At 37.7% G+C, this 26,201-nt stretch carries 33 protein-coding genes; 13 read left to right on the top strand and 20 right to left on the bottom strand.

Features of this window, described 5'->3' with window-relative positions:
- Positions 1 to 13 precede the first annotated feature (13 nt).
- The 6 genes from BQ3481_RS03855 to BQ3481_RS03830 all read right to left on the bottom strand — a co-directional run bounded on the left by BQ3481_RS03855 (position 14) and on the right by BQ3481_RS03830 (position 5,506).
- On the bottom strand, positions 14 to 916 hold the full coding sequence (locus tag BQ3481_RS03855; protein WP_157927063.1) for a prenyltransferase: 903 nt from the start codon (positions 914 to 916) through the stop codon (positions 14 to 16).
- Positions 917 to 961: 45 nt separating this feature from the next.
- Complete coding sequence (locus BQ3481_RS03850; protein WP_157927062.1) at positions 962 to 1,366, bottom strand: DUF2203 domain-containing protein; 405 nt, start codon at positions 1,364 to 1,366, stop codon at positions 962 to 964.
- Between the two features lie 44 nt (positions 1,367 to 1,410).
- A complete protein-coding gene (gene speB, locus BQ3481_RS03845; RefSeq protein WP_231911858.1) occupies positions 1,411 to 2,250 on the bottom strand; it encodes an agmatinase in 840 nt (279 codons plus the stop codon).
- Between the two features lie 288 nt (positions 2,251 to 2,538).
- Complete coding sequence (locus BQ3481_RS03840; protein WP_157927060.1) at positions 2,539 to 3,540, bottom strand: biotin--[acetyl-CoA-carboxylase] ligase; 1,002 nt, start codon at positions 3,538 to 3,540, stop codon at positions 2,539 to 2,541.
- A 33-nt stretch (positions 3,541 to 3,573) separates the two neighbouring features.
- The gene (locus BQ3481_RS03835) at positions 3,574 to 4,236 is read right to left on the bottom strand and encodes a peroxiredoxin family protein (RefSeq protein WP_157928461.1); all 663 of its coding nucleotides are present in this window, start codon (positions 4,234 to 4,236) and stop codon (positions 3,574 to 3,576) included.
- 103 nt (positions 4,237 to 4,339) lie between these two features.
- On the bottom strand, positions 4,340 to 5,506 hold the full coding sequence (locus BQ3481_RS03830; RefSeq protein ID WP_157927059.1) for an RNA-guided endonuclease InsQ/TnpB family protein: 1,167 nt from the start codon (positions 5,504 to 5,506) through the stop codon (positions 4,340 to 4,342).
- 126 nt (positions 5,507 to 5,632) lie between these two features.
- Here BQ3481_RS03830 and BQ3481_RS03825 point away from each other — a divergent pair, with 126 nt between their 5' ends.
- Both BQ3481_RS03825 and BQ3481_RS03820 read left to right on the top strand, forming a co-directional pair.
- Positions 5,633 to 5,938, top strand: coding sequence for a hypothetical protein (locus tag BQ3481_RS03825; RefSeq protein ID WP_157927058.1), 306 nt, complete (start codon positions 5,633 to 5,635; stop codon positions 5,936 to 5,938).
- 85 nt (positions 5,939 to 6,023) lie between these two features.
- A complete protein-coding gene (locus BQ3481_RS03820; RefSeq protein ID WP_157927057.1) occupies positions 6,024 to 6,422 on the top strand; it encodes a hypothetical protein in 399 nt (132 codons plus the stop codon).
- 68 nt (positions 6,423 to 6,490) lie between these two features.
- Here BQ3481_RS03820 and BQ3481_RS03815 read toward each other — a convergent pair whose 3' ends face one another.
- A complete protein-coding gene (locus BQ3481_RS03815; RefSeq protein ID WP_157927056.1) occupies positions 6,491 to 7,057 on the bottom strand; it encodes a PadR family transcriptional regulator in 567 nt (188 codons plus the stop codon).
- A 184-nt stretch (positions 7,058 to 7,241) separates the two neighbouring features.
- On the opposite strand from BQ3481_RS03815, the gene BQ3481_RS03810 reads away from it, so the two are divergent.
- The 3 genes from BQ3481_RS03810 to ychF all read left to right on the top strand — a co-directional run bounded on the left by BQ3481_RS03810 (position 7,242) and on the right by ychF (position 9,322).
- On the top strand, positions 7,242 to 7,655 hold the full coding sequence (locus tag BQ3481_RS03810; RefSeq protein ID WP_157927055.1) for a CoA-binding protein: 414 nt from the start codon (positions 7,242 to 7,244) through the stop codon (positions 7,653 to 7,655).
- Between the two features lie 3 nt (positions 7,656 to 7,658).
- A complete protein-coding gene (locus BQ3481_RS03805) occupies positions 7,659 to 8,024 on the top strand; it encodes a hypothetical protein (RefSeq protein WP_231911857.1) in 366 nt (121 codons plus the stop codon).
- A gap of 80 nt (positions 8,025 to 8,104) precedes the next feature.
- Entirely contained in the window at positions 8,105 to 9,322 is a 1,218-nt protein-coding gene (ychF, locus tag BQ3481_RS03800; protein ID WP_157927054.1) for a YchF-related putative GTPase, read from the top strand.
- Here ychF and cysS read toward each other — a convergent pair.
- From cysS to BQ3481_RS03785, 3 genes are read right to left on the bottom strand one after another with little or no spacing between them, the layout of a single operon-like run.
- Entirely contained in the window at positions 9,319 to 10,719 is a 1,401-nt protein-coding gene (gene cysS, locus BQ3481_RS03795) for a cysteine--tRNA ligase (protein WP_157927053.1), read from the bottom strand. The genes ychF and cysS overlap by 4 nt on opposite strands.
- 11 nt (positions 10,720 to 10,730) lie before the next feature.
- Positions 10,731 to 11,519 (bottom strand): NAD+ synthase, encoded by a 789-nt coding sequence (locus BQ3481_RS03790; protein WP_157927052.1) that lies wholly within the window; start codon positions 11,517 to 11,519, stop codon positions 10,731 to 10,733.
- A gap of 34 nt (positions 11,520 to 11,553) precedes the next feature.
- Complete coding sequence (locus BQ3481_RS03785) at positions 11,554 to 11,856, bottom strand: Rieske (2Fe-2S) protein (protein WP_157927051.1); 303 nt, start codon at positions 11,854 to 11,856, stop codon at positions 11,554 to 11,556.
- Positions 11,857 to 11,936: 80 nt separating this feature from the next.
- Here BQ3481_RS03785 and BQ3481_RS03780 point away from each other — a divergent pair, with 80 nt between their 5' ends.
- Genes BQ3481_RS03780 through BQ3481_RS03770 form a run of 3 tightly spaced genes read left to right on the top strand, consistent with a single transcriptional unit; the run spans position 11,937 to position 16,082 of the window.
- A complete protein-coding gene (locus tag BQ3481_RS03780; protein ID WP_157927050.1) occupies positions 11,937 to 13,178 on the top strand; it encodes an adenosylhomocysteinase in 1,242 nt (413 codons plus the stop codon).
- Positions 13,179 to 13,205: 27 nt separating this feature from the next.
- Entirely contained in the window at positions 13,206 to 14,855 is a 1,650-nt protein-coding gene (gene metG / locus BQ3481_RS03775; RefSeq protein WP_157927049.1) for a methionine--tRNA ligase, read from the top strand.
- On the top strand, positions 14,856 to 16,082 hold the full coding sequence (locus tag BQ3481_RS03770; RefSeq protein WP_157927048.1) for an MFS transporter: 1,227 nt from the start codon (positions 14,856 to 14,858) through the stop codon (positions 16,080 to 16,082). It begins immediately after the preceding gene.
- A 5-nt stretch (positions 16,083 to 16,087) separates the two neighbouring features.
- On the opposite strand, the gene BQ3481_RS03765 is transcribed toward BQ3481_RS03770, so the two are convergent.
- A complete protein-coding gene (locus tag BQ3481_RS03765) occupies positions 16,088 to 16,954 on the bottom strand; it encodes an NAD(P)-dependent oxidoreductase (protein WP_157927047.1) in 867 nt (288 codons plus the stop codon).
- A gap of 42 nt (positions 16,955 to 16,996) precedes the next feature.
- Positions 16,997 to 17,524: a tetratricopeptide repeat protein gene (locus BQ3481_RS03760; protein WP_157927046.1), complete on the bottom strand. Its 528-nt coding sequence runs from the start codon at positions 17,522 to 17,524 to the stop codon at positions 16,997 to 16,999.
- A gap of 305 nt (positions 17,525 to 17,829) precedes the next feature.
- Here BQ3481_RS03760 and ilvC point away from each other — a divergent pair, with 305 nt between their 5' ends.
- Complete coding sequence (ilvC, locus tag BQ3481_RS03755) at positions 17,830 to 18,828, top strand: ketol-acid reductoisomerase (RefSeq protein WP_157927045.1); 999 nt, start codon at positions 17,830 to 17,832, stop codon at positions 18,826 to 18,828.
- Positions 18,829 to 18,830: 2 nt separating this feature from the next.
- Here ilvC and BQ3481_RS03750 read toward each other — a convergent pair whose 3' ends face one another.
- The 3 genes from BQ3481_RS03750 to BQ3481_RS03740 all read right to left on the bottom strand — a co-directional run bounded on the left by BQ3481_RS03750 (position 18,831) and on the right by BQ3481_RS03740 (position 20,538).
- Positions 18,831 to 19,250, bottom strand: coding sequence for a cobalamin B12-binding domain-containing protein (locus tag BQ3481_RS03750; RefSeq protein WP_157927044.1), 420 nt, complete (start codon positions 19,248 to 19,250; stop codon positions 18,831 to 18,833).
- Positions 19,251 to 19,814: 564 nt separating this feature from the next.
- Complete coding sequence (locus tag BQ3481_RS03745) at positions 19,815 to 20,042, bottom strand: hypothetical protein (RefSeq protein ID WP_157927043.1); 228 nt, start codon at positions 20,040 to 20,042, stop codon at positions 19,815 to 19,817.
- A 208-nt stretch (positions 20,043 to 20,250) separates the two neighbouring features.
- On the bottom strand, positions 20,251 to 20,538 hold the full coding sequence (locus BQ3481_RS03740; RefSeq protein ID WP_157927042.1) for a hypothetical protein: 288 nt from the start codon (positions 20,536 to 20,538) through the stop codon (positions 20,251 to 20,253).
- A 389-nt stretch (positions 20,539 to 20,927) separates the two neighbouring features.
- Here BQ3481_RS03740 and meaB point away from each other — a divergent pair, with 389 nt between their 5' ends.
- Genes meaB through mce form a run of 3 tightly spaced genes read left to right on the top strand, consistent with a single transcriptional unit; the run spans position 20,928 to position 23,821 of the window.
- Positions 20,928 to 21,842 (top strand): methylmalonyl Co-A mutase-associated GTPase MeaB, encoded by a 915-nt coding sequence (meaB, locus tag BQ3481_RS03735; RefSeq protein ID WP_157927041.1) that lies wholly within the window; start codon positions 20,928 to 20,930, stop codon positions 21,840 to 21,842.
- Between the two features lie 7 nt (positions 21,843 to 21,849).
- Positions 21,850 to 23,421, top strand: a complete 1,572-nt coding sequence (locus tag BQ3481_RS03730) for an acyl-CoA mutase large subunit family protein (protein WP_157927040.1) — start codon at positions 21,850 to 21,852, stop codon at positions 23,419 to 23,421.
- A gap of 1 nt (position 23,422) precedes the next feature.
- Positions 23,423 to 23,821: a methylmalonyl-CoA epimerase gene (gene mce / locus BQ3481_RS03725; RefSeq protein ID WP_157927039.1), complete on the top strand. Its 399-nt coding sequence runs from the start codon at positions 23,423 to 23,425 to the stop codon at positions 23,819 to 23,821.
- A 66-nt stretch (positions 23,822 to 23,887) separates the two neighbouring features.
- Here the strand turns inward: mce and BQ3481_RS03720 are convergent, their stop codons facing one another.
- The 4 genes from BQ3481_RS03720 to tpiA form a co-directional block, all read right to left on the bottom strand.
- Entirely contained in the window at positions 23,888 to 24,442 is a 555-nt protein-coding gene (locus BQ3481_RS03720) for a CBS domain-containing protein (protein ID WP_157927038.1), read from the bottom strand.
- A 79-nt stretch (positions 24,443 to 24,521) separates the two neighbouring features.
- On the bottom strand, positions 24,522 to 24,665 hold the full coding sequence (locus BQ3481_RS03715) for a hypothetical protein (RefSeq protein ID WP_157927037.1): 144 nt from the start codon (positions 24,663 to 24,665) through the stop codon (positions 24,522 to 24,524).
- Complete coding sequence (locus BQ3481_RS03710) at positions 24,662 to 24,796, bottom strand: MscL family protein (RefSeq protein WP_157927036.1); 135 nt, start codon at positions 24,794 to 24,796, stop codon at positions 24,662 to 24,664. The genes BQ3481_RS03715 and BQ3481_RS03710 overlap by 4 nt, the downstream gene beginning before the upstream one ends.
- 175 nt (positions 24,797 to 24,971) lie before the next feature.
- Positions 24,972 to 25,634, bottom strand: coding sequence for a triose-phosphate isomerase (gene tpiA, locus BQ3481_RS03705; RefSeq protein ID WP_157927035.1), 663 nt, complete (start codon positions 25,632 to 25,634; stop codon positions 24,972 to 24,974).
- Positions 25,635 to 25,716: 82 nt separating this feature from the next.
- Here tpiA and BQ3481_RS03700 point away from each other — a divergent pair, with 82 nt between their 5' ends.
- Positions 25,717 to 26,016 carry a hypothetical protein gene (locus BQ3481_RS03700; protein ID WP_157927034.1) on the top strand — a complete coding sequence of 100 codons (300 nt, stop codon included), beginning with the start codon at positions 25,717 to 25,719 and terminating at the stop codon, positions 26,014 to 26,016.
- Here the strand turns inward: BQ3481_RS03700 and BQ3481_RS03695 are convergent, their stop codons facing one another.
- Positions 26,017 to 26,184: a 50S ribosomal protein L40e gene (locus tag BQ3481_RS03695; RefSeq protein ID WP_157927033.1), complete on the bottom strand. Its 168-nt coding sequence runs from the start codon at positions 26,182 to 26,184 to the stop codon at positions 26,017 to 26,019.
- Between the last annotated feature and the right edge of the window lie 17 nt (positions 26,185 to 26,201).

Raw genomic sequence — 26,201 nt, 5'->3', positions numbered from 1 at the left:
GGACGATTTAATCCTACTGTGGAATCTTTAACAAAATGCCAATTAAAAATGAAATAACAAACAGTGCTCCTGTTATTCTACTGTATGTGACAAATCCTTGCATCACTGGAACAAGTTCATCTACATTTTCATAATTTTTTATCAATGATTTGCCTGATCTTATTGCCATGGGTATTGTTGCCAGAGTGATGAGGGTTATGAACGGAAATATTCCTGATATTGTTGATACTAATATAATCCCATAAATGATGATTGGAAAAATCCAGATTACTGTTGCAGCTTTTTGTTTTCCAAGTATTATGACCAGCGTCTTTCTACCATGTTTCTTGTCGGCATCAAAGTCCGGAAATGAATTCACAAAGAGGACTGTTGATGATAATATTCCTGAAATAATTCCTGCAATGACTGGTTCTATTGTTATATGTGAACTCTGGACAAAATATGTACCAAGCACTATCATGCAACCCTTTATTGCTACAAAGACTTCACCTAGGCCAGAATCCACTATTCTTGTTGAATAAAAATAAATGGAAACAATTGCAAATCCTAGGATTACTGCTATTGTTATTCCCCTCTCAAATATGAAAAATGCCCCCACCGCAGAACCCAGTACCAACATGAGTACTCCTGCACGGTACACCTGTTCTGGCTTGAGCAATCCTTCTGGCAAAACTCCTGTCCCGCCGCTGAACTTTGTTCTTTTGGTATCTGTGTCTATCTGTCTCTTATAGTCCCAGTAATCATTGAGTAAATCCACACTTGCATGTAATGCTGTCACTCCTACAAATGTAAGTACTGCAAATCCAATATCGATTGTCTTGTTTTGCCAGCTGTTTATTGCAAGACCAAGACAGACTGAGATGATTGATGCAAGAAGGAATCTTATCCTAACAGCTCGTAGCCACACCTTTAGCATAATATTGTTGAAAAATTGGATTATTTTGATATATGCTTGGTTGCTCTACCGTAGTTTTTCCAAATCTATACTCTCTATGGGTTTTCTTCCATTGAACCCTTCCTCCTTTCCATGCCAGAATTTTATTTCGGTCTCTCCACGTTTCCAACAAAGCCATATTTCTTCATTGAACATAAGAGATGGAAAATCCATCAGTCCCTGATCAATGCTTTTGATTGATACGCCAGTTGCCTCTAGATCTTCAATTGATTTGTAAAAACCAGTTATTGCAGAATTAAGCTCTTGCTTTTTTATGATGTAATCCTTAAAATTTGTCATGTATTTTGGGTTTGACTCCAAATCTGATTGGATTTTAATCACTTGATCTTTCATGCTTACTACTCTGTCGAATTTTTCTATGATTGATGGAAGTATTTTGTTTGCTTGATCTAATGTAAAATGGGAAAACATTATTTTTTAACAATTATGTGGCAGTTAAAAGTATTGGCGTGATGTTATATCGTGGATGATATTAATTCTCCAATAATTCTTGATGCAAGATGTGATGTCCTGTCTTTGATGTCATAGTTTGGACATACTTCCATTAGATCCATTCCACACATGCCTCTTTTTGCAATAGATTTGAGAAGAAGAGCCACTTCGGTATTCCCAAGGCCTAGGGGAACCGGAACAGAGACCCCTGGCGCAAATGCTGGGTCGATTACATCCATGTCAAGTGATACATACACATTCCTACCTATTTTATTTAGAATTGTTTCTTCAGTTTTTTGTATCCCATCACGAATTATGTCAAACGGTGTGATGACTTTGAGGCCATATTTTTTGATGTTGTCTATCTCTTCCTTTTCTGGAGTCCTGATTCCTATCTGAATACTTGTATCCACATCAATGTATGGCAAGACGTCATAAAACACAGATCCATAATACCCGTGAATAGAACTGATAAAATCAGGATGTGCGTCAAAGTATACTAACGATAGCGGGCCATATTTTTTTGAGACTGACTTGATTATTTCAATTGATATTGAATGGTCTCCTCCGATTGATATTGGGATCTTGGAATTTGAAATAATCTTGTTTATTGTATGTTCTATCTGACTGCGTTCTATGTTTCCATAATCGTAAACTTTCTTGACAATTCCATCTAGCGGCAAGCCCATAGATACATCGTCTCCGCGTTTATAGGTGTCTCTTATTGATGAAATTTCTCTTATCTTATGTGGTGCATCAGATGTTCCCTTTCGAAGTGCGTGAGACTTTGATTCGTCAGGAATTCCGACTATTACAATTTCTGCCTCATCAAAACTGTCTGTGTTTGCCCAACAAATATTCATCATATTGTTGGGATCTTGTGATTATTAAAAATTCATTAGGTTGGCAAAGTGATCTAATCTCTAGATCTTACCTGTCAATAAAATAAGCAAGTCAGCTGAATTTTAATGCTCAGAGCTGATAAAACACTATTATAATGAATCTCAAACCGTTGTACTATGAAACAAGGAGTTGGCGAAACCCTTCTACGACGACTATTCTTTCCACATTGGATGGAGATAATGGCGGGTATTCTCATAGGCACCAGTCTTATTTTGATCACTCACAAGTAAAATTCCCCAAAAGTTTGTCTAGTTTTTGTAAATGATATCGCCGGCTAGAAGACGCTGTATTTTACCCCTGTTTGATAAGAGTAATGCACCTGTCTTGTCTATTCCTAATGCTTTGCCTTTTAGAATTCCAGTGGTTGTTGTTGTAGTAATATTTTTTCCAATTGTGGATGATCTCTTGACCCATTCTTTTCTAATTTGTCCAGTGGAATCTGATACAACTTTGTTATAATTCTGCTCAAGCTCAAACAGGAATTGCTGTATGAGTTCTACAGGATTACCCTTTTGATTCTTTTTTATCAAGGTTGTAATGCCATAATTTCTTTTATTATTCTTGATTGATTTTGTCACTATATCCGGCTTGATTTTAAAATTAATCCCTACTCCTATTATGATGTAATCTATCTTGTTTGATTCTATGGACGCATCAATTAGTATGCCTGCAACTTTTTTTCCCTTTAGGGTAAGGTCATTTGGCCATTTCAGCTCTGTTTTTATCTTTAAAATCTCTTCAATCGAAACTGCAAGAGCCAAGGATGTTAGCATGGGAAATAGTGATGCATATGACGGCTCAAAGTTTGGCCTCAAAAGTATGGACATCCATATGCCTCCCTTTGGTGAAATCCATCTTCGATCTAGTCTGCCTCTTCCTTGGGTTTGTCTTTGTGCTATGACAACCGAGCCGTTTTCATGGGGCCTTTGAGTAAGATCCAGTGCAAAATTCTGGGTCGAATCAATTTTATCAAAATAATATATTTTCTTACCTATAATGTCTGTCTGCAGTCCATCTGTGATTTCCCATGGTAAGAAAAGACCGGTGTTTGCATGCAGTCTATATCCTATTTTTGGTTTTGATTCTATTTTGTATCCGAGTGATTGTAGCTTTTTGATATTCTTCCAAATTGCAGTCCTGCTTAATGATAACATCCTGCCAAGTTTTTCTCCGGATACAAATTCTGAGTGGTGCGATTTGAGTAACGTAATTATCTTATCAAATGTTGTTCCATCAAAGGATGTGTACATGTAAAAACAACTGCCATTCCAAATTAACGAAAGTTATTCACTCAATAATTTTTTGATGTTCTCTTCTAGAAAGTCATTAGTTCCAAATGCAACGTCTCGCAATACTCCTTTTTTGTCAATCAATATTGTTGATGGTGTACCACGCAGTGCAAATTCGTCAAAGGTATGAGCAGAATATTCCTTGCTCTTTAAATATTGTTTTACCCGTTCAATTATTTCTAATTTCTGACCTTCACTATATGACTCGTAGCCTGGGACGTTTGCCTGGATTATTTCATTTATTCTGGATTGACTGATTGGCCCATCCTCTTTTTTGAGCAAGTCCATTGCCACTGGAAATGGAATCTTGTATGGAATCTTGTTTCCATCTACTAGTTGACCGTATTGTCCCAACGCCTTTAATGTCTCACCTATTGTCTTTCCCTCTGTAAGCAACAATCTCAGATTCTCCACCGTGTTTTTATCAAAATCCTCAAATGCGGTTGCTATTCCAAGAACTGTAACTCCTTCCTTTCTGTATTTTTGATAAATGTTAATTGCTTGCGGAATGCCATACATGAAACAGCCCGGACAATTGACTTGAAACACCTCAATTAGAATTACATTGTCTTTTTCCTTGTCAATGTTAGTTGGCAATCCTTGGATCCATTCTGATACTTGGAGATTTGGAGCTTTTGCGCCTATTTGCACTGTCATGTCAAACACATCTTGTGAATTATTGATATCTGTTTCTTCTGTGTGAATTGAAGGCTTCACACTAAACTTTGATTCAGGTTCTGTCGGATTATCGAGATCTTGATCATTTTCGAGTCTCAACCAACTTGCTTCCATCTACTTGCAGGATTACTGGCCGAAAGTTTTCCAGATTCCCGTTCACCACTTCAACTGAAAGCCCTCTAGGATGGCAAAACCTACTCCACCCCTTGTAAGATATGTTCATGGATGCAACTACATCCCTGTCTATTGATTTCTTACAATTAATGCACAACAATTTTCGTCTGTGAAACCTGTCCTCTTGGAGTTTGCCTCCGCATATTGGACAGAGTTGGCTTGTGCGTTTAGGATCTATGAAACCAACAGGAATTCCTTCCCATTCTGCCTTGTATTGTATCTGTCTTTGCAGTTCATAGAACGACCATGAGTTTAATTTCCTTCTGTATTTTGTTCCCTGACCGTTTCCTTTTCTGTATAATTTTCTGATGCACTTGATATCTTCTAATACTATCATTGACTTTGATTGTACCGCCCTTGATATGATATCCTTTGATATCTTGTGCAGGTGTTGCTGTATACGTCTTGCACGCCTGTTGCCCAATCTTTTCTGGAAATGTTTCTTTTTTCTTACGTCAAATCTTTTAAAAGATGATATCACATGAGATGTGTTTTCCTTTATCGATAATAACTTGCTAGTCTTGTACATTACAGTTTGATTTGGAGTTGATATTGTGATGTTTCTGAGGTTCCTGTCTATCCCAATCACGTTTTCTGGAATGATTTGCTCTACTTGTTTTCTTACTGAGATTGATACTGAATCAGGTGTTATCACAAATGACCTTGGTTCTGCATTTTCCAATTGTGACATGGTGTACTCATTTAGTTTGACCAAGAACTTGTCACCATGGTACATTGGAAATGAAAGCAACATGCCTGTTATTTTAAAACCATAGCATGAGACCAGATATGGTTTTGAGATGTATGGTGATTTTACTGTCTTGCCATTTTTCAGTGCCTTTTTCCTCTGTGCTAGCCTGCCCATTGCCTGAGACATGGCAGTAAGTTTGTAGTAGGATTGTATATTGAATTGGGACAAATCCTTGTAGTGCAATGACGAGAATTTATTCAGGTTTGATATGTTTTCAGATATCCCTATTCTTATGCAATAATTTACCATGTCCTTGAATGTTTCCATCATGGACTGGATTTCATCAGGAAATGTGTGAATCTGCTTTACCGACTTTATTGTCATTATACCATCTCCCTGTTTATCAATGAAATATTGTAAAGTCAGTATTAATTATTTATGGCAGGTCTTGATAACCCGACAGGACCTTGATTCATAAATCTTTTATATGCCATAAACGAATCGACAACGATGTCTAACAAAATAGCATTACTCTTGCTTACTGTATCTGTTATAATGACATCCGTAGTGGTAGATAGCTTACCACAAGCAAACGCTCTGATCCAAAGAGACTTTTCGATAAGAAACGACACTCCTACAACTGCAAGCCATGGTATAAGCAAAGTATGTGGTGATCACCTTTGCGCACCAGGTGAACATGCACAATGGATCAATACATTATGGCAGTCACAAAGAGCAGGTATGATTGGAAATACGCCCAGTGGTGGAAATGTCATGCATAACATGGCGACAAACACCATGAATGGAACAAAATAATCCCAGTGGACTAACCACTAACCATTTTTATCTGATGCATAAATTCATCATAATTCTTTTATATGCCTATAAATGAAACTAGATCATGTCTAACAAAATAGCATTACTTTTGTTTACAACATCTGTGCTTTTGACATCTGTCATCGCAGTATTTGTTCCACAAGCTAGTGCTTTGACTCCAAGTACTCGATTTGACACCATATCGACTGCAAGCTTTGGTCACAGCGTAGTTTGCGGTGATCATGTATGTGCTCCTGGAGAACATACAGCTTGGATCGATGCAATGTGGGCGTCACAAAAAGTAAGTTATGATAAAATTGGCTCTGCTCTTCATGGAGAAGATGTCATGGCTGCACTTGCAGGCTCGGCGGCATTTCATGGAAATAATACAATGAATAGTCCAACAGGTAATAACATGACATCATCAATGAATAGTCCAACGGGTAATAACATGACATCCTCGATGTCAATGCCATCCCCGTAGCAAAAAATAATTTCCATCTATTGGAAATAAAAACCGTTTTTTAATTTCTATTTTTTCAAGATGTGTTTTTAGAAATTAACATCAAAACCGCCCATGTCTCCTGGACCGCCATCCCCATGAAAATCCCCACCGCTAAAGTCCTGTCCTGAACTTGCATCGTGAGCACCTGCATCATGTCCTCCTCCAATGTCGTGACCGCTGTTCATATACTGGTCTGGTATGAAACTGGTCATTGCCATCCCCATGAAACCCATCATAGTTGAAAACATCATCATGTCCATTATTCCCATGAACATCATCGATGGGATGGTGGACTTGTTTGCCTCCATGTGTTGTTCAAGTTTTTGCTTGTCTCCACTCTTCCAAATGGTTACCATCTGATCCCAATTCTGTTGCAATTCAAATCTTCTCTCTTCTAGTTCCTTATTGCCCTTGTCTGTTAATGTGATTTCTTTCTTGGGACCTAACCAGCCCTTTTTCTCAATAATTGTAATGAAACCTTTTTCTTCAAGGCGCTCAAGCAATGTGTTCAATTCTTGACTTTCAATCTTTGTCTTTTTTAAGATCTTGTCAAACTTTTTTGCACCCTGGCTTATTGCACTGAGTACTATTACATCATTTGGTTCTTGTTCCATAGTATAATAACTGAATTGCCCTATAAATCGGTTATTCCGCAACGGGAATCTGGAAAACTTCCAGCCAGTAATCCTGCAAGTAGATGGAAGCAAGTTGGTTGAGGCTCGAAAATGAATCATAAGGTCTTGATAACCCGACAGAACCTTCCGCAAGACATTAAGCCATATGATGATGTGTAACAACATGGAAAGAGATTCTTGCACTGATGATGACATACGAAAAATTTACACTCTGAAAAATATTGCAGTGGTAGGCATGTCAAAAAATCCTGACAAGGCAGCGCACTATGTTCCAAGATATTTGATTGATAATGGGTTTAACGTGATTCCTGTAAACCCAACTGCAACAGAAATTCTTGGAAGAAAATGTTATCCAACACTACTTGATGTTCCTGACACTGTGGACATAGTTGATGTCTTTCGACCATCTGATCAAGTCTTACAAGTTATAGAAGAATCTGTAAAAATAAAACCCAAAGTAATATGGTTGCAAGAGGGAATACATAATCTTGAAGCAGAAGATGTTGCACGAAAAGCAGGAATTCCAATAGTGGTATTTAATCGATGCATGCTCGCAGAACATCAAAGACTATTCTAAGACATGGCAGACAATTTTGATGTATTTTACAAATCGCTTTTAGACCTAGTCAAGTCCTTCGAAAAGAAAAATGTTCTGATGAAAATGTATTCTGATCCTGATTCTAATATTATTCGAATTTATGGAGAACACTCTGATGGATTGTCTCTTGCAAAAACAGGATTAGATGAAATTGAAGAGCTTGCACTTACAACGGCTGAACACCACCCATACTGGAGTCTACTGTATAATGGATCACAAATTCTAAAAATCGTGCTTGAAAAATGGAATGGTGCTCTGACCGATGATGAAATAAAACAAATCCGGTGGTATACAGACGAGATAAAAAATTCGTCTGGTAATGTAACTTCCCACAGTAATATTGAATAACCTTACGGGGTTTGGCTCAATCTGATCTTGAACAGTGTATCTACGGCAAAGATAAATAGCAAGCAACATCAGATGAGATCATGCCAATAAAGATTGGCCTTTTAGGTAAGACTAACACTGGTAAAACCACTTTTTTCAACGCAGCCACACTGGCAGGAGGTGAAGTCTCAACTTATCCATTTACAACAAAAAGACCAGAACGTGCACTTGGTAATGCAATAACACCTTGTGTCCACACCGAGTTTAACGTCAAGGATAATCCGCAAAATTCTAAATGCACTGATGGCTGGAGATTCATACCAATCGAGCTAATTGATCTTCCGGGGTTGATAAAAGACGCATGGGCAGGCAAAGGGCTTGGAAACCAATTTCTTTCAGTGGCTACTCAATCTGATGCAATACTGCATGTTGTGGATGTATCCGGAAGTATAGATGCTGCGGGAAGGATTGCCGAAGTTGGAAGCGGCGATCCAATAGCCGATGTCTCTGATATTGAAGAGGAACTTATCATGTGGTATCTCAAATTATTGGAAGGTAATCGAGATAAAATATCAAAACTTATCCAGTCTGAGACAGATCCTCTTGTTGCAATAACTGATGTGTTCCGCGGAATAGGCGTCAAGGAAGGGCATGTCAAGGAGGCACTAAAGATAACAGGTCTTGAAAACAAACACTTTGAAAACTTTGACATGTATGATAGCAAAAAATTTGCGGCGTATTTGCGAAAGATATCGAAACCCACCCTTATTGTTGCAAACAAGGTTGATATTCCTGGAGCAGAAAAAAACTTTGATAGACTACGAGAAAAATACATTGATACTATAATAATTCCAGCAAGTACAGACAGTGAACTATCACTGAGAAAGGCTGAGAAAAAAGGTCTTATCAAATATGTTCCAGGATCAGAGCAATTTGATATTTTACACAAAGAACAATTAACCAAAAAACAACTAGAGGCACTTGATTTTATCACACAGGGCATACTAGGAGAATACATGAGAACGGGTGTCCAGTTTGCAATCAATGTTACCGTATTCAAGTTGCTAAAAATGAATTCGATATATCCTGTGGCAAATCCTGAAAACTTGTCTGATAAAAAAGGAAGGATTCTTCCTGACTTGATTTTGCTTAAAGATGGTGCAACAGTAGAAGACCTTGCAAAAGAAATACACACAGATCTTACAAAAGGTCTACTCTATGCTAAAGATGTACGATATGGAGTAAGACTTCCCGTGAACTATCAATTACGTGACAGGGATGTTGTATCATTAGTTAGCGCACAAACTAAAAAATCCTAGTTTTCGATACCTATTTTCTCTTGTTTCATCCAGAGTGTTTTGGTCTTGTGATCAATTAGTGTTACATTCATGTCTGAAATTTGCTTTCTTACTGCGTCCGCATCTTGAAATTTTTTCTGATTACGCAGTTCATTTCGCTGTTTGATTAGATTTGAGATCTGATTTTTTTCATCGTTTGTGACTTGAACTAATCTCAGGCCAAGAATTGATAGCATTTCTTGAAATGTCGGAAAGATTACCTCTGATATTGTTTTAGTGATCTTCTCTACGGATGCTAATTGGTTGATGTTTTTAACTAGTTTGAAGAATGAGGCAAGAGCTAGAGGTGTATTAAAGTCAGACTCTAGTGCACTGTCAAATTCTGTCTTTGACTCGTGGATAATATTTTTGATCTGATCCAAATTTTCTGTTACCTGCGAGTCATCTGATAAAATCATTTCAAAATAACAATTTTCTACTTGGCGCCACTTTGTTATGATTTCCTTTAGAATCTCTTCGGAATAATCAATTGGTTTTGAATAGTGACTTGACAAACAAAACAGTCTAACTATGTTTGGACCCCATATGTTGAGAACGTGGTCGATTGATTTTGTGTTCCCTAGCGACTTTGACATTTTCTCTCCATTTATTGTGACCATTCCAACATGCATCCAAATCTTGGCAAAGTTGACTCCGGAAAAAGACTCTGACTGCGCTATCTCATTTTCGTGGTGGGGAAATATTAGATCACGTCCTCCACCATGGATCTCAAAATTACTCCCCAAATATCTCAGGCTCATTGCGGAGCACTCTATGTGCCATCCGGGTCTTCCTCTGCCCCATGGGCTGTTCCATGTGGGAGACTCGTCAGAGAATTTCCACAATGCAAAATCTAGAGGATCTTTTTTTGTCTCATCGACTTCAACGCGTGCACCTGAGATCAATTCATCTATTTTTTTCTTTGAAAGTTTTCCATATTCCTTGAATTTTAAAACAGAAAAATATACTCCATTTTTGGACACATATGCAAATCCCTTGTCAATCAAACCCTTGATCATGTCAGTCATGTCCGTGATGTGTTCTGTGGCTTTTGGATACAAGTCTGCCCTCTTTACATTTAGCTTGTCAAAGTCATCAAAATAATTTTTTATGTATCTCGTAGTTATGATATCTGCGGAAACGTTTTCCTTTTTTGTACGATTAATTATCTTATCATCGACATCTGTAAAATTTTGTATGAGATTTACCCTGGCTCCTTTTGACTCTAGATATCTTCGAAGTGTATCAAACACTATGATGGTTCTGGCATGGCCTATGTGACTCTCATCATACACTGTAACTCCGCATAGGTATATTTTCACCAAGTTTGTAATGTCCACATTTTTTTCTGTTACTGATAAAGTGTCAAAAATTCTCAAATTTTTCATCCTTACAATATGCATTGCGTGGCCATGGTCCTTTTATGTTCGCTTTTTCTATGCATTCTGAAAATTCTGTCTACCTCTGAAATTGGTATCTCTGTAATCTTTGCCGTCTCGTCAACTGCAAGACCTTTATCAATAATACAGTGTAATATTGAATCAATCTCTTCATAGTTCAGGCCAATCTCTGTCTCAGCGGTGTGACCTTCCCATAAATGCGGACCACTTGGTTTTGAGATGACGTTTTGAGATAACCCTAGATGTCTTGCAAGTTCACGTATCTGGGTTTTGTATAGTGATACGATTGGCAACAAGTCTGATGCACCATCACCAAATTTTGTAAAATACCCAATTAGAAATTCACTCCTGTCAGAAGAGCCAAGCACAAGAGAATTTCTGGCATTTGCATAATAATATAGTATGTTAGCTCGTATCCTTGCCCCTAAATTTGCAAATGACAATGGATTTGATTCCAGGTATTTGGAGTATTCTTTATGGATAAATCCAATATCAATTAACTTGTATTCTACTGAATAACTATCCACTATCTTTATCGCGTCTTCTGTCTCACTATTTGGGGTAATCTTTGAATTTGGCATGATTAGCGCCAGTGATTTTTCCTTGACAAATTTGGCACAGATTGCTGCAATCACTGCGGAATCTATTCCTCCGCTCAAACCAAAGACTAGACCGCCAGATTTTCTTTCATCTATCTCGTTTTTTAAAAAGCATCCAATGCGATTTTGGACTGAATCATAATCTTTCTTGACTAATTCTTCTACAATTTGACGATTCAATGTTTTTTAAAACGCCCTTAAGAAATTAAACTTATCAAACGTCTAGGTAGATTCCGTCTTTTTTCACTTCGATTTTGTATGTTTGAAGCTTTACACCTTTGATGTAATCCAACAGTTCGCCTGTCTTTATGTTATAATGCCAAAAGTGAAGCGGGCACTCTACTATATCGCCATCAAGTTTGCCTGGGGCAAGCGATCCATCTTGGTGAACGCATACTGAATCAAGTGCGTGAAAGCCATTCTGGTTGAATATTGCGATTTTTTTACCATCGATTACAAACTCTCTTCCTTTTCCTGGAACAACTGCATCTTTTTCTGCTACTTTCTTCCATACCATGTTTTGTAAAACTAAATCTATCCAATATTTAGATTGTCATTTCTGATACTGTTTTATATCCCATAAAATTGTGATTTAGCATGAGTCAAGTAAAAGATCCAAGTCTCTCAGAAAAGGGAAAAATGTCGTATGAATGGGCACACGATCACATGCAAATTTTAACTAATACTGTATCACGATTAAAAAAATCTCAACCACTTAAGGGCTTGCGCATAGGAATATGCCTGCATATTACAAAAGAGACATCTGTCTTGATAATGGCTGCAAAAGAACTGGGCGCCGATGTCAGTGCTTGTGCAGCAAACCCTCTTTCAACACAAGATGATATTGCAGCATTCTTGGCTGAAAATGGAATCCACATATACGCGTGGACTGGTCAGACTACTGAAGAATATGATTGGTGCATTGAACAGATGCTCAGCCACAAACCTCAGATTTTGACAGATGATGGTTCTGACAGCCACAGTAAGATACATGGAAACAAAAAATTTGCTTCAATGAAAGTCTTGGGTGGAACTGAAGAGACTACAACAGGCGTCATACGACTGAAGGCACTTGCAAAAGAAAAGAAATTGAAATATCCAGTAATTGCAGTAAATGACGCATATACAAAACACATGTTTGACAATAGATATGGAACAGGCCAGAGCACAATTGATGGTTATCTGCGATCCATGAATTTGTTATTTGCAGGAAAACGTGTTGTTGTGGCAGGTTATGGTTGGGTGGGAAGAGGTGTTGCATCAAGATGTCGTGGAATGGGTGCCAAAGTTTGTGTTACTGAAGTTGATCCGGTGCGAGCATTAGAGGCTCACATGGATGGTTTCGAAGTTGCCCCTATGACAGAAGCTGCCAAAACTGGTGAAATATTTATCACTGCAACGGGTCAGACCGGGGTTATCAGAAAAGAGCACATCTTGACCATGAGAAACGGTGCAATCATGGGCAATGTGGGTCACTTTGATGTTGAGGTTGATGCCAAGTTCTTACTATCTGAATCAAAATCTGTACGAGAAGTCAGGCCAAATCTTGATGAATGTGTATTAAAAAATGGCAAAAAAGTATATCTTATTGGAAAGGGACGAATTGCAAACCTTGTTGCAGCAGAGGGACACCCGCCAGAAGTTATGGCACAATCATTTTCAAACCAGTTGCTATCTATGATATACATTGCAAAGAATCACAAAAAGATAGGAAAGAATGTGATAACCGTTCCACCGGAAATTGATATTCAGATTGCAATTGATGCTCTCAAGGCAATGAATGTAAACATGGATAAACCAACTGCAGCCCAGATAAAATACGGACAGAGTTGGGCATAGCTTAAATCACACACAAACTTTACCCTGATGATGAAAAAGGCCATCATAACAAGTGCATTACCATATGCAAATGGAGAGATACACCTTGGCCATGTTGCTTCTACATACCTTCCAGCTGATATTACTACGAGATTTCTAAAATTAAATGGAACTGAAGCATATTATTTCTGCGCATCTGATGATTTTGGTACGCCGATTCTTATCCAATCTGAAAAAGAGAACAAGACTCCTGAGGAATATGTCAAAGTCTGGAACAAGAGAGATTATGAAGACTTTACCTCCTTTGGAATTGAATTTGATTTTTTCTACAGGACTAGCTCGCCGGAAAATATATCCTTTGTACAAGAAGTCTTTAAAAAATTACAGGCAAATGGGCATATCTATGAAAAAGAGATTATCCAGTTTTATTGTAATGTTGATAAGAAATTTCTGCCTGACAGGTATGTACTTGGAAGGTGTCCATACTGCAAGGCAGAGGAACAGTATTCAGACTTGTGTGAAAAATGTGGCAGAGTACCAGCCGAAATCGAAGATCCAAAATGCTCCCTATGTAAAAACCCGCCCACAAAAGAAAAGACAAGACATTATTTCTTTAAGCTAACAAACTTTGCAAATGAACTAAATCAATGGCTTGAAGCTGACTCCAATCTTCAACGAGATGTCAAAAAATATGTCCAAAACTGGATTAAAGAGGGTCTTGTTGACTGGGACATTACACGAGACATGAACTGGGGAGTTCCAATACCACTTGACAGCGCAAAGGGACAGGTATTTTATGGATGGTTTGACAACCATTTGGCATACATATCAACTGCACTCAAGTTTCTAAATGACAAGGGGCTTGATGGCAAAAATTTCTGGAATGCTGCAGATATTTATCATTTCATTGGAAAAGATATCGTATATCATCACTATCTATTCTTACCTGCAATGCGAATTGGAATTGGGAATGAGTACAAACTACCTGACTATATACCGACTCGAGGTCACCTTATGCTCCAGTCTAAAAAGATATCAAAGAGCAGAAATTGGTATATTGGTCTCAAAGACTTTCTTGGAATATACCCTACTGATTACCTCCGATTTTATCTTGCGCTGATAACTCCTTACAGTCAGGATGATCTTAATTTTGACTGGGAGGAATTTGCATCAAGAATAAACTCTGAATTAATTGGTAACATTGGAAATTTTGTAAATAGAGCACTTGGTTTTACACAAAAAAGCATGGCAGGAGTTGTACCAAATACGACTGAGTTTGATCAAAGTGACAAGGAGGCTAAAGAAAAAATACATAATTTTTCAAGTGACCTGACTTCTTTGATGGAAGATAACAGTATTGACAAAGCACTGAAAAAAATAATTGAATTTTCTGCACACTTTAACCAATATTTCCAGAAAAAGGAACCTTGGAAAGGCGGTGTGGGCTCTAACAACTGTGTATTTATTTCAGTAAATGCAGTACGCAGCTTGGCAATATCTCTTTACCCATTTCTGCCCGAGTCTTCCAAAAGAATATGGACACAAATTGGTATGAGCGGTTCTGTATCCGAACAACCATGGAGTTCTATATCTGAAATCAAAATAATGGAGGGTCACAAGATTGGCACTGCTTCACCTCTATTTAAAAAAATAGAGGCCTCGGATATTGAAGCTAACAAGGCAAAACTTGGAAAGTGAATGAATCTACAATGGATATCGCAAGACGGCAAACTCTTGCTTGGAGCAAAAATTGTCCGGACTTTTTCATATGGTTTTCTTAGCGTAGTTCTTGCAATCTATCTAAAACTCATAGGATTCAATGATATCCTAATTGGTCTTGTACTTACAGCCACGCTTGTAAACAGCGTATTTTTCAATCTCTTCTCAAGTGCATATGCTGATAAAATAGGAAGGAGAAGAATTCTGGTAATATATGCTGTATTGATGATAATGTCATCTCTAATATTTTTTGTGACAGACAATTATGTAGCTCTTGTTATTGCAGCTCTTATTGGAACCATAAACGTGACAGGATCTGAAGTTGGAGCATTTCTGTCACTAGAACAAGCTTTGTTACCGCAAACTGTATACGATGCAAAAAAAAGAAACTCGATATTTGCAATCTATAATGCAGCTGGAACTTTTGCCATGTCTGCAGGGGTTCTACTGGCAGGCCTGCCGTCAATATTGCAAAACTATGGCTTTGACAAGATTAATGCAATAAAATTACTGTTCTTGATTTATGCATCTTGTGCAATAGTAGTTCTTGTAATTTATCTGGCGCTTTCTAAAAATGTCGAAGTAAAAGACAATGTCCCCAAGTCCGGCCTTTCGTTGAAAAACATCTCTCCAAAATCTCGAGGCATAATTGCAAAAATGTCTTCACTTTTTGCGGTTGACTCGTTTGGAGGAGGTTTTGTCATACAGAGCATTGTATCATTCTGGTTTTACACCAAATTTGGCGCAGACCTGTCTTCATTATCATACATATTTGCAATTGCAGGAATACTTACAGCCATATCTTATATGGCTTCTACGAGGATTGCATCAAAAATAGGGCTGGTAAACACAATGGTCTTCACGCACATTCCGTCAAATGTATTGTTGATACTTCTTGCACTTGCTCCTTCTTTTTCTATTGCAATCTCTCTATATTTTGCAAGGATGAGTTTGTCACAAATGGATGTTCCAACTAGGCAGTCATATTTGATGGGTGTAGTGGGAGAAAATGAGAGAGTAAATGCAGCCGTTTTTACAAATACCTCAAGAAACATATCTCAGGCAATAAGCCCATCACTTACTGGTATAATAATATCCACACTTTCACTTTCTGCGCCGTTTGTAGTTGGCGGGGTTTTGAAGATTATCTACGATGTTGGAATTTTTTTTAGCTTTAGAAAGATAAAACCTCCAGAAGAGCTCTAATTACATCATCCTGATTTTTCAAGATATGCAAGAATTCCGGTATAGTCGATGTCACCAAACCCTTCATTGATTGCTTTTTGGTATATTTGATTTGCAAGTCTGGACATGGGCATATTGGCCCCACACTTTTTTGCTGTGTAATCTATCTCGTCTAGATCTTTTTGCATCATTTTCAGAAAGAAACTTGGTTCAAATTCACCCTTTACCATCTTAGGTCCTTTGTTAACACTCATTCCTGTCTTAAAATATGTAGAGTTTAGAACTTCGAGAAATGTCAATGGGTCTAGACCGGATTTTTTTGCAAGTATGATTCCTTCTGATATTGAAAGAGCAAGAATTGCTATCTGTGAATTCATTGCAAGCTTCATTGCATGCCCTGAACCGTTTTCTCCAAGGTGAAATGTTTTCTCTCCGATCAAATCTAACACTGATTTACATTTCTGGTATGTCTCTTTTTTACCGCCAACCATTATTGTCATCTTGCCTTTTTCTGCTAAACTTGGACCTCCCATTACAGGCGCATCGATCATTGAAATTCCATTGTCTGAAAATTTTTTGGCAATTTTCCTTGATGATATCGGGTTGATTGTGCTCATATCTGCAACAACCAAGCCCTTATGTTTTCCATTGACAATTCCGTTTTTGCCAAAAGATACCTCTTCAATGGCCTGCACATCTTTTACTATGGTTATGACAACATCGCATTTTTTTGCCAATTCTGTGGGAGAATCCTCTATCACAATTCCTGATTTTTCTAGAGATTCTGCTTTTTGTCTTGTTCTATTGTATGCATGTACATTGTGCCCTGATGTTGCTATACGTCTTGCAATCGCACTTCCAAGAAGACCAGTGCCTATGATTCCCACATTCATAACTAGTTAGTTTCTATCACTGTATTTTTTTCTATTGGCATTTTATACTATGAGTGACTTGAATCTTGGATCATTGCAAAGATTGGTAAAATCCTTGTCCATTGAGGCCTTTTTTGTATATTCTGAATCAAGTAGTATTGCTTTTTCCAACAATGCCAGAGATTGTTCAATGTCATTTTGAAGAGATTTGGTACAGGCCTTGTGGTATAGTGTGATTGCATTATCTGGAGTGCGTATCAAAATTTTGTCATAACATGTGATTGCTTGGTCATATCTTCCAAGATAGTGTAGTGCAAGGCCTTTGTTGAGTAGACATACTGTGTGATCCGGATTATCTTTTAGAATGACTTCATAACATGTGATTGCTTGGTCATATTTTCCAAGTTTTCCTAATGCATTTCCCCTGTTTGCAAGTGCATCAAAATGGCTTGGTTTAACTTCCAAGACCTTGTCAAAATAAAATATTGCGTCACGGGGGTTACCTCTCTTTGCGTGGAATAATCCAATGCGGTACAAGTGTTCTAGATTTACATCCTCGTCATCAGATGAAAAATTAATGAATCCGTTCAACTGATAACTCTTGAAAAATCTTTTAGATAAACTCTTTTTCTAATGCCAAAAGAACGCAAGTAATATCTTTACGGCATGATATGGCATCTTGTGGAGAAGATCAAAGCCTGTCCTATATGCCCTGGATGTGGTTCCAAAAAATTTGACAGAATACCTTCTGAAGAAACAATTGTCAAATGTGTAGTTTGTAGAAAAGAGATTACACTCTAATCTTGGTTTTACCACATGTCATAGTATTGACACTACCTTAGGCACATTTTTTACCTAGTCGTAAGTTTTTATTTCCATGGTTTTTAGTGATCAGTATGGCTAAAAGTTGGAAAGACGCAGATGTTGATTTAGATCTAATTAAAAATCAAACTATAGCTGTAATTGGCTATGGAATACAGGGTCATGCCCAGGCAAACAATCTCAAAGATTCTGGACTTAATATCATAGTTGGTTTGCAGGAATCTGGTTCAAGTTGGAAAAAAGCGCAACAGGCAGGACATAAAGTAATGTCAATTCCACAAGCTTGTGAAAGTGCAGACATTATTCATATTTTGATCCCTGATATGGTTCAGGCCCAAGTCTACAAGGAATTTATAGGACCACATCTTAAGGCGGGGAAAGCGCTTTCGTTTTCTCATGCAGCTGCAATTCACTGGGGCTGGATACAGGCCCCTAAGGATGTGGATGTAATCATGGTCGCGCCAAAGGGTCCTGGTTCTAAGGTACGTGAAACATATCAACAAGGATTTGGTACGCCTTCCATTGTTGCAGTATACCAAGATTATACCAAGAAAGCTTGGGATCGAACACTTGGGATTGCAAAGGGTTTAGGTAGTACAAGAGCTGGTGTGATAGAAACCACCTTTAAAGAAGAGGTGGAAACTGACTGGTTTGGAGAACAGGTAGATCTTTGTGGCGGTTCTGCCTCGATGGTTATGAATGCATTTGAGACTCTGGTTGAAGCAGGGTACCAACCAGAGATTGCATATTTTGAAGTTTTACATGAACTGAAATTAATAGTTGACATGATTCAGAGATATGGGATTGCAGGAATGTATCGCAGGGTAAGTGAAACCGCAAGATATGGTGGACTCACACGAGGCCCAATGGTTATGGATAAAGACGTAAAAGAAAAGATGAAAAAAGCATTAAAGATGATCCAAGATGGAACATTCAACCAAGAATGGATTTCTGATTATCAAAAGAACGGCAAAAACTCTTTTGACAAATTCATGAAGGAAATAGATACACATCAAATAGAAAAAGTAGGAAGAAATATGAGAAAGATGATGTGGCCTGACTCTACAGAGTAGAATTATTTTTTTGTCTTTGAAATATTTGTCTGGATGAAATCAATTATTGCTGGAAGTGGAGTTCCTGGACCAAAGTTTCCTAAAACTCCTGATTTTTCAAGATCCGGCTTGTCATCTTCTGGTATGACTCCTCCGCCTATTACCAAGACATCGTTGATTCCCTTGTCTTTGATTGCCTTTGCCACTCTTGGAAACAGAGTCAGATGTGCACCATTTAGAAGACTGAGTGCTACTACATCGATATCCTCGTCTTCTACTATCTGGGCTATTCTTTCTGGCGTTGCAAACAATCCTGAATAAATGACTTCCATTCCTGCGTCCCTGAATGCCCTGCATAATACCAAAGCCCCTCTATCATGACCGTCAAGTCCTAGTTTTGAAACAAGAATCCTGATTCTCTTTGTTTGAGCCTTCTGAGACATATGTTTTCAAGTAAATTTTCTGTTTTAAAAGCTTTATTTGATAACGTAAACCGTTTTTTAATTATATAGCGGGACACTCCAAGAGTGAAGTTCATCACATCCTGATGGTTATGAGTGGATGGATGAACTAGAGAGAAAAATAGATCAAAACATCATCATCGAAATTCTGACAATTCTTGACTTATATGTACATGAAACTCTACATGATCATGTTAAAAGAGCTATTTGCAAAACTAAAATCATGCACTTGCAACAAGTCATCATCTAATGACGTAAATGCATTCAAGGAATCTGCAAAAAAGACTGAACAAGATTCAAAACCATAAGATCCTAATTATTACCACATTGAATGACTTATTGGTAAAATTAACTCTCTTTTTTAAATCCGAAAACTATTTGCTATGAATGTGATGTGGGTCTTAAAGTTCACCTAGATCAGATTACCAAAAAGGACATGTGGATAATTTTCCAATATGGTATTGTTTTTTATTCGCAAACACAACTACTTTCCAGATTGGGTCTATAGTTGTGTCAACATAGATAACGTAAACATTTTTTCAGTACTCATTGTTTCTTTGGTTGAGTATATTTTTTTGGTTGCAATTCCTCAAGTATGTCATATATGTATCCACGATCTGACTCTTCGTTATCTCTGAGCAGTTTTATGAGATTGTTAAACGTATCCGGTTTTCCTTCTTTGTAATCCTGTTCAAACTTTGTTAACATTTCATGAGATATTTTCCTTTTTGGCTTGTTAGCCAATCTTTCTAGCATTTCTATGGCTCTTTTCATGGTCATAATTTTTGTTTTCTCTCCTAGTTAGTTTTATTCAGGTTTAATATTTTTTTCATTATGGTGTCTTTTTTTGAGAGTCTTTTTATTCGCAAATGTCATGTTGTACACTGCAACAAAAAATAATCTACACGGATCCTAGAAATTACGGAACTTTTATTTTTACTTACTATGATCACAAATACCTTTGGCAAAAGGAGGTAGGGCCTTACATTAGCATAATTTTAAAAAAATTGTCTTTGAATTCATCCATGTCAACTAATCTTTCAGATTCAATTCTGATTTCATCTATGATAGATTGATATTCATTCTTATGAATCTCTTTTAGTACATCTCTCAAGTATTCTGGATGATCAAGAGATTCTAAGATTCCACAGTTGTAATGGGCTTGGAGTTTTGATACAATTAGATTATAATTGATATTTCCATGCCTCATCAATACCAACTCTACATACGTCATAAAAGCTACTTTGTTATCTTGATCAATAGTAGACACGCCAACGATTAATGTAATACATTATAATATTTTGTATCATACAATTCTAAAATAACAATACCTTGCAGGCAAAGGGTGATCAAGGAAAATAATTTTATATCACCAAAGGTAGATTTTTGCAACTCTCCTTGACGATGTCATGCTGGTTGAATCTCCATACTCAGAATCTGATTAAATTCTTATCGTCTGTGATGATAAAAGGTTCGATGACATCATTGCTGGATTGATACATTTAGTCCACCCGTTGGAGTCAAACTATCAATTTTTAGGTACAGGCTGGAGGATCTGATGTTTTAGATCATTAAGAGTTTTGAAATCGCAAAATATTGATATCCTCATTTTACCGTATAACAAGAAGATTTATTGTTGATTCTTTGTGTGACTTTTCTATGGATATTGTGACAGAGATCAAGAAAGGAAATCGACGGGCAATTGCACGTGCCATATCTATAATTGAAAATAACGAGAAAGACGCTAAATCCATCATAAAAAAGATCTTCAAAAATTCTGGCAACTCTATGAAAATCGGTATCACTGGGCCTGCTGGGGCAGGCAAGAGCACTCTGATAAATAGAACAAGCCTTGAACTAAACAAACTAGGTTATAAGACCGCTGTTCTTGCAATAGATCCTACTAGTCATATTACTGGAGGCGCAATACTTGGGGATAGAGTACGAATGACTGAATCTACAGATTCTGGTACCTATATTCGAAGCATGGCATCAAGGGGTGCAACTGGTGCTATTTCTACATCGCTTAGAAACAGCATTAGAATCTTAGAGTATGCAGGATTCAATCCAATAATAATTGAAAGCGTGGGGGCAGGACAGACAGAAGTTGATATTGAAAAAGTTGTAGACATGACAGTTGTTGTCTTTAATCCAAATACTGGAGATAGCATCCAAACAATAAAGGCTGGTCTTACAGAGATCGGAGATGTTTATTTGATAAACAAGAGCGACTTGCCTGGTTCAAATCAACTCTTTGACTCTGTACGCGATTTTATTGGCATGTCTGAAAAAAACCCGGTTGTAATGATGGTGTCAGCAAAATCAAACAAGGGGGTTGCCGAATTTGCAAAAAAATTGGTAGAGATCATGAAATCTAGACAAAAAACTAAGGCTAAAGAGGAGGCTTCAAAACTAGACTTAGAACTGCGAGATATTGTTTTAAATAATGTCAAAAATAAAGTGACAACCATGCTTGACTCAAGCAAGTCATATGCCACATATTTGAAAAAAGTTCAATCAAGAAAAATTGATCCATTTGAGGCAGCAGATAAAATATCAAAGGGGTTAGTGTGACATTACAATGAAATCTATCAAGACTGATTCTAATATTACTGTAAAACGATTCTATGATTCAAAGGTAAAGCCGAAAAGTAAAACAGAGGAACCCGGAAAATATCCTTACACTCGAGGAATCCATCCTGGGATGTATAGAGACCGACTCTGGACGATGAGACAATACACTGGTTTTGGCACTGCAGAGCAAACAAATCAAAGATTCAAGTATTTACTTGAGAGGGGTCAGACAGGTCTTTCAATGGCATTTGACTTGCCAACACAGATTGGTTATGATGCCGATGATTCACATGCAGAAGGCGAAGTGGGTAAGGTTGGAGTATCCATCACTTCTCTAAAAGATATGATGAAATGTTTTGACGGAATTCCTCTTGACAAAGTAAGCACCTCTATGACAATCAATTCAACTGCATCTACATTGCTTGCACTATACATTGCAACCGGGGAAAAACAAGGGGTAGACAGTAAGCAATTGCGAGGTACAACACAAAATGATATTTTAAAAGAATACATTGCACGAAATACGTACATCTATCCACCGCGTCCATCGATGAGGTTGATTGGAGACATGATTGAATATTGTTCAAAGAAAGTTCCCCAATGGTATCCAATATCCATATCTGGTTATCACATGCGAGAAGCTGGATGTAATGCTGTACAAGAAGTTGCTTTCACTCTTGCAAACGCAATAGAATACATAGAGACATGTGTTGATAGGGGATTAAAAATTGATAGCTTTGCACCAAGACTTTCATTTTTCTTTTGTTGTACAAGTGAATTCTTGGAAGAGATCGCAAAATTCCGTGCCGCACGAAGAATTTATGCCAAGATACTAAAAGACCGTTTTCATGCAAAAGACAAAAGATCCATCCAATTAAAGTTCCATGTACAAACAAGTGGAGAGTCTCTTACAGCTCAGCAGCCTGATAATAACATCATACGCGTAGCAATCCAGTCAATGGCTGCAGTTCTTGGAGGGTGCCAATCGCTTCATACCAATTCAAAAGATGAGGCACTTGCCTTACCGACTGAAGCTGCAGTCAAAATTGCACTACGAACTCAACAGATTGTGGGACATGAAAGTGGTATTACAAAAACCGTTGATCCTCTTGCCGGCTCGTACTATGTTGAAAACCTAACTGATACTATAGAGGCAGAGGCAAACAAGTACCTCAAGAAAATAGATCGAATGGGTGGCTCGCTTGTGGGGATAGAGAGAGGCTTTTTCCAATCTGAGATTAGGCAGAATGCTTACCGTCTAAAGAAGGAGATTGATGGTGGAGACAGGGTAATAGTTGGTGTCAACAAGTTTACCGATACTACAAAAGAAAAACCAGATATCATGAAGATTGATGGAAGTATTCAAACACAACAAATGGAGAATCTTAAAGAACTCCGCAACACTCGTGACACTAGTAAAGTTGAACATGCACTTGAAAGAATGAAGAGTGCGGCAGACAAGGATGAAAATCTAATGCCGTTTATCTTGGATGCTGTAAATAATTATGCCACGTTAGGAGAAATAAGTAATACATTCCGTGAGGTCTTTGGGATTTACCAACCAAGGGAGACATTCTAGGATGAGGCTTGATCATGTTGCAATCGCAGTAAATAACTTGGATGCTGCAGTAAAACAGTACAAAGAAGTCTTGGGGGTTGGCGACGTAGAATTTGAGACTGTGGAATCGGAAGGGGTTAGAGTTGCAATACTTCATCTAAATAACTCACGAATTGAACTCATGGAGGCTATACGGGAAACAAGTCCCATCAAGAAATTCTTGTTGACAAAAGGAGAAGGACTGCATCATATAGCACTTGAAACAGAGGGCATTGAAAAAGAGGTTGACAGGATGAAAGTGTGTGGAATAAAGTTTCTTGGTGAAATTAGGCCGGGCTCGCGTGGCACAAAAATAATATTTATGCACCCGAAATCGCTTCATGGCGTATTGGCAGAACTCTGCTCTCATCCAAAATCCTGATGGTGTGCTTGATAGCGTCTTGTTAGTTAGAAATTATATTAATTGAGATCTGAGTATATCAAAAAACTAGTCCACTAGCTTGAGTGCATCAGATGCAGTGATTATTCCAACAATCTTGCCTTGTTTTGACACCAACACACATTTTGAATATCTTATAAGTGATACAAGTGTCTTGACTGGAGTGTTATAATCAACAACTGGGGGTCTCGGATCCATTACCTCTGATATCTTGATCCTTTTTCGTTCAGTTTCATCATTATCTAAAATATGTTTTACAATACCGTCCTCTGTTATCACGCCAACTACATCTAGGCCCTCAAAGATTGGCATCTGACTGATTGATAATTCCTGCATCTTTTTTATTGCATCATGGAGTGAATCTTGGGCCTTGAGTTTGGCAATTTCTTTACTACAAATATCTCCTGCCTTGGTTGATGACTGACTTTCTAAAGACCATAATACTTCAAATATTTTTCTTGCGGTAGCATAACTTGGTTGACACCTTCCTGATTCGATCTGGTTGATCATTGAAGTGCTAACCCCTGTAAGTGATGCCAGTTTTTGTTGAGTCAGACCTATCTTCATTCTTGCCTGTTTTATTGATTCAAGTCTTGGAAGCATTATACGAAATAAATACCAAGTTCAATATTTCAAGCCTCCCTCTATTTTATGCTGAAAATATAAAAAAATCAGATAGAGGCTATTTCAAGCCTGACTTTCGTCCAAATTTTGCTATCACAAAGATAACAATGGAGATTATGAGAAAATCAATCACAACACCGACAAGTCTCCTATTCCAAAACTCATCCCATTTCCTATCGGTATGGTGATTGTAGCTTTTCACCAGTCCCCTCCTTCTATGAATACGCTAGGGATTGGCATGATGAGATCTTGTACTAGTGCAGTTACCACTCTGCCAATTACGGTGCCCATTATGAAACCAATGGCTAGACCCAAAAACTCCTGTTTTGCCAATGAATTCTTTGAATTCTACAATGATTCCTCTTGGTTCTGGAGTTGATGGTGTGGGTTTTGGTGTGACATCTTCTCTGATCTTTTTAGTTCTTCAAGTATGTCGTTTTCTAAGACCATGTGTTGAAAATTCTGGACATGTATTTATTTATCAATCTACATCTGAACACAAGATCATCTATTTTTTGTTGAACGCTAAAGCAAATTCTTCTATTGCTTTTTCCCAATTCTTTGCTTTTACAATGCCACTTGCGACGAGTATTCCTTTTGCTCCAAGTTCTAATGCTCGTGACACATCTTCTCCTGAAACAATTCCTGCACCGCATAACAATTGTGTAGAATTGTTTGCTTTCTTTACTGCCTTGACTGCATCTATTATGACCTCTGGTTTTTCTTTGGAGACTGCCTTGCCACTACCTATCAGCTCTGGCGGTTCTATTGCGATGTAATCTGGGTTGAGTTTTGAATATTTCCACGCTTCATTTACATCTTGTACACAGACAACTGATGTCATTTTTAATTCTCTCATTCTAATTATTATCTCCTCGATCTCATTTGACGGTATTCTATGCTCGCTGTGATTTATGAGGGAACCTGTAATCCTTGATTTTTTTACAATTTCAGGTATGACAAAACCTGTTGTACTGCCAACTTTTGCGTTGTCAAGATGTTGTGCAAATACGTCAGAAGAAATTCGGGTTATTTCTGACATGAGATGTTGGGGAGGACAAACAATAATTTTTACACTATGTTTTTTTGCAATCTTTGCAGCGCTTTTTGCCAGGCGTGTTGACTTTGTACCTGCAATCTCGTCATAATTCTTGAAATTGATGATGAACATGTTGTATCCAGGAAAATCTTACAGTTGCCCATATATCAAGAGATCTTGGAAAATTCTTATACTATTCTGAATTGGATAATTTATGCCGCTTTCAGAAAGATCACTTGCTTTATTGAATAATCTTGTAACTATTGATTGCAATGAGACACTTGGTAGGGAGCAAGATGATCTGATCAAGGACACCTTTACAAAAATTCTTTCAAGTGGCAATATATACAAAATTGATGATATAGAAAAATGGCTTGAGGCCAGCCACGTGACAAACATGGTTGTTGCTGAAAGAATTCTAAATGTAGCACACTATCAAAAAGCAAAACACGATGCTAGGAATCCATTAAAAATGGCACGTGATGATAGTTGTGGATGCGGTGGAGATTGCTGATTACTTTTTGATTCCCAGTGTTCTGTTCTTTAGTCTAAGGTAGATGTTGTGACATTTGCGACATCTTGATGCACTAATCGGATTTTTTGCACCACATGAAAAACAGACTTTGAAGTGAAGTCTAGCCTTCTGGGCTATTGATTTTTTCAGTGGATCTGTTATGGGCATTTTCTATTTCTCCAATT

The sequence above is a fragment of the Candidatus Nitrosotalea okcheonensis genome, assembly GCF_900177045.1.
GTDB lineage: Archaea > Thermoproteota > Nitrososphaeria > Nitrososphaerales > Nitrosopumilaceae > Nitrosotalea > Nitrosotalea okcheonensis.
The sequence above is the reverse complement of the archived record's forward strand: the minus strand, read 5'-3'. Positions and strand labels throughout refer to the sequence as shown.

Excerpts from the sequence above, each read along its gene's own strand:
- BQ3481_RS03730 (WP_157927040.1), top strand. The coding sequence starts at position 21,850 with ATGAAATCTATCAAGACTGATTCTAATATTACTGTAAAACGATTCTAT.
- BQ3481_RS03830 (WP_157927059.1), bottom strand. The coding sequence starts at position 5,506 with ATGACAATAAAGTCGGTAAAGCAGATTCACACATTTCCTGATGAAATC.
- BQ3481_RS03750 (WP_157927044.1), bottom strand. The coding sequence starts at position 19,250 with ATGTCTCAGAAGGCTCAAACAAAGAGAATCAGGATTCTTGTTTCAAAA.
- BQ3481_RS03835 (WP_157928461.1), bottom strand. The coding sequence starts at position 4,236 with ATGACAGTGCAAATAGGCGCAAAAGCTCCAAATCTCCAAGTATCAGAA.
- BQ3481_RS03850 (WP_157927062.1), bottom strand. The coding sequence starts at position 1,366 with ATGTTTTCCCATTTTACATTAGATCAAGCAAACAAAATACTTCCATCA.
- BQ3481_RS03780 (WP_157927050.1), top strand. The coding sequence starts at position 11,937 with ATGAGTCAAGTAAAAGATCCAAGTCTCTCAGAAAAGGGAAAAATGTCG.
- BQ3481_RS03810 (WP_157927055.1), top strand. The coding sequence starts at position 7,242 with ATGGAAAGAGATTCTTGCACTGATGATGACATACGAAAAATTTACACT.
- BQ3481_RS03720 (WP_157927038.1), bottom strand. The coding sequence starts at position 24,442 with ATGCTTCCAAGACTTGAATCAATAAAACAGGCAAGAATGAAGATAGGT.
- tpiA (WP_157927035.1), bottom strand. The coding sequence starts at position 25,634 with ATGTTCATCATCAATTTCAAGAATTATGACGAGATTGCAGGTACAAAG.
- BQ3481_RS03785 (WP_157927051.1), bottom strand. The coding sequence starts at position 11,856 with ATGGTATGGAAGAAAGTAGCAGAAAAAGATGCAGTTGTTCCAGGAAAA.
- BQ3481_RS03855 (WP_157927063.1), bottom strand. The coding sequence starts at position 916 with ATGCTAAAGGTGTGGCTACGAGCTGTTAGGATAAGATTCCTTCTTGCA.
- meaB (WP_157927041.1), top strand. The coding sequence starts at position 20,928 with ATGGATATTGTGACAGAGATCAAGAAAGGAAATCGACGGGCAATTGCA.
- speB (WP_231911858.1), bottom strand. The coding sequence starts at position 2,250 with ATGAATATTTGTTGGGCAAACACAGACAGTTTTGATGAGGCAGAAATT.
- BQ3481_RS03770 (WP_157927048.1), top strand. The coding sequence starts at position 14,856 with ATGAATCTACAATGGATATCGCAAGACGGCAAACTCTTGCTTGGAGCA.
- ychF (WP_157927054.1), top strand. The coding sequence starts at position 8,105 with ATGCCAATAAAGATTGGCCTTTTAGGTAAGACTAACACTGGTAAAACC.
- mce (WP_157927039.1), top strand. The coding sequence starts at position 23,423 with ATGAGGCTTGATCATGTTGCAATCGCAGTAAATAACTTGGATGCTGCA.
- metG (WP_157927049.1), top strand. The coding sequence starts at position 13,206 with ATGATGAAAAAGGCCATCATAACAAGTGCATTACCATATGCAAATGGA.
- BQ3481_RS03700 (WP_157927034.1), top strand. The coding sequence starts at position 25,717 with ATGCCGCTTTCAGAAAGATCACTTGCTTTATTGAATAATCTTGTAACT.
- BQ3481_RS03840 (WP_157927060.1), bottom strand. The coding sequence starts at position 3,540 with ATGTACACATCCTTTGATGGAACAACATTTGATAAGATAATTACGTTA.
- BQ3481_RS03745 (WP_157927043.1), bottom strand. The coding sequence starts at position 20,042 with ATGAAAAGAGCCATAGAAATGCTAGAAAGATTGGCTAACAAGCCAAAA.
- BQ3481_RS03805 (WP_231911857.1), top strand. The coding sequence starts at position 7,659 with ATGGCAGACAATTTTGATGTATTTTACAAATCGCTTTTAGACCTAGTC.
- BQ3481_RS03820 (WP_157927057.1), top strand. The coding sequence starts at position 6,024 with ATGTCTAACAAAATAGCATTACTTTTGTTTACAACATCTGTGCTTTTG.
- ilvC (WP_157927045.1), top strand. The coding sequence starts at position 17,830 with ATGGCTAAAAGTTGGAAAGACGCAGATGTTGATTTAGATCTAATTAAA.
- BQ3481_RS03815 (WP_157927056.1), bottom strand. The coding sequence starts at position 7,057 with ATGGAACAAGAACCAAATGATGTAATAGTACTCAGTGCAATAAGCCAG.
- BQ3481_RS03695 (WP_157927033.1), bottom strand. The coding sequence starts at position 26,184 with ATGCCCATAACAGATCCACTGAAAAAATCAATAGCCCAGAAGGCTAGA.
- BQ3481_RS03765 (WP_157927047.1), bottom strand. The coding sequence starts at position 16,954 with ATGAATGTGGGAATCATAGGCACTGGTCTTCTTGGAAGTGCGATTGCA.
- BQ3481_RS03825 (WP_157927058.1), top strand. The coding sequence starts at position 5,633 with ATGTCTAACAAAATAGCATTACTCTTGCTTACTGTATCTGTTATAATG.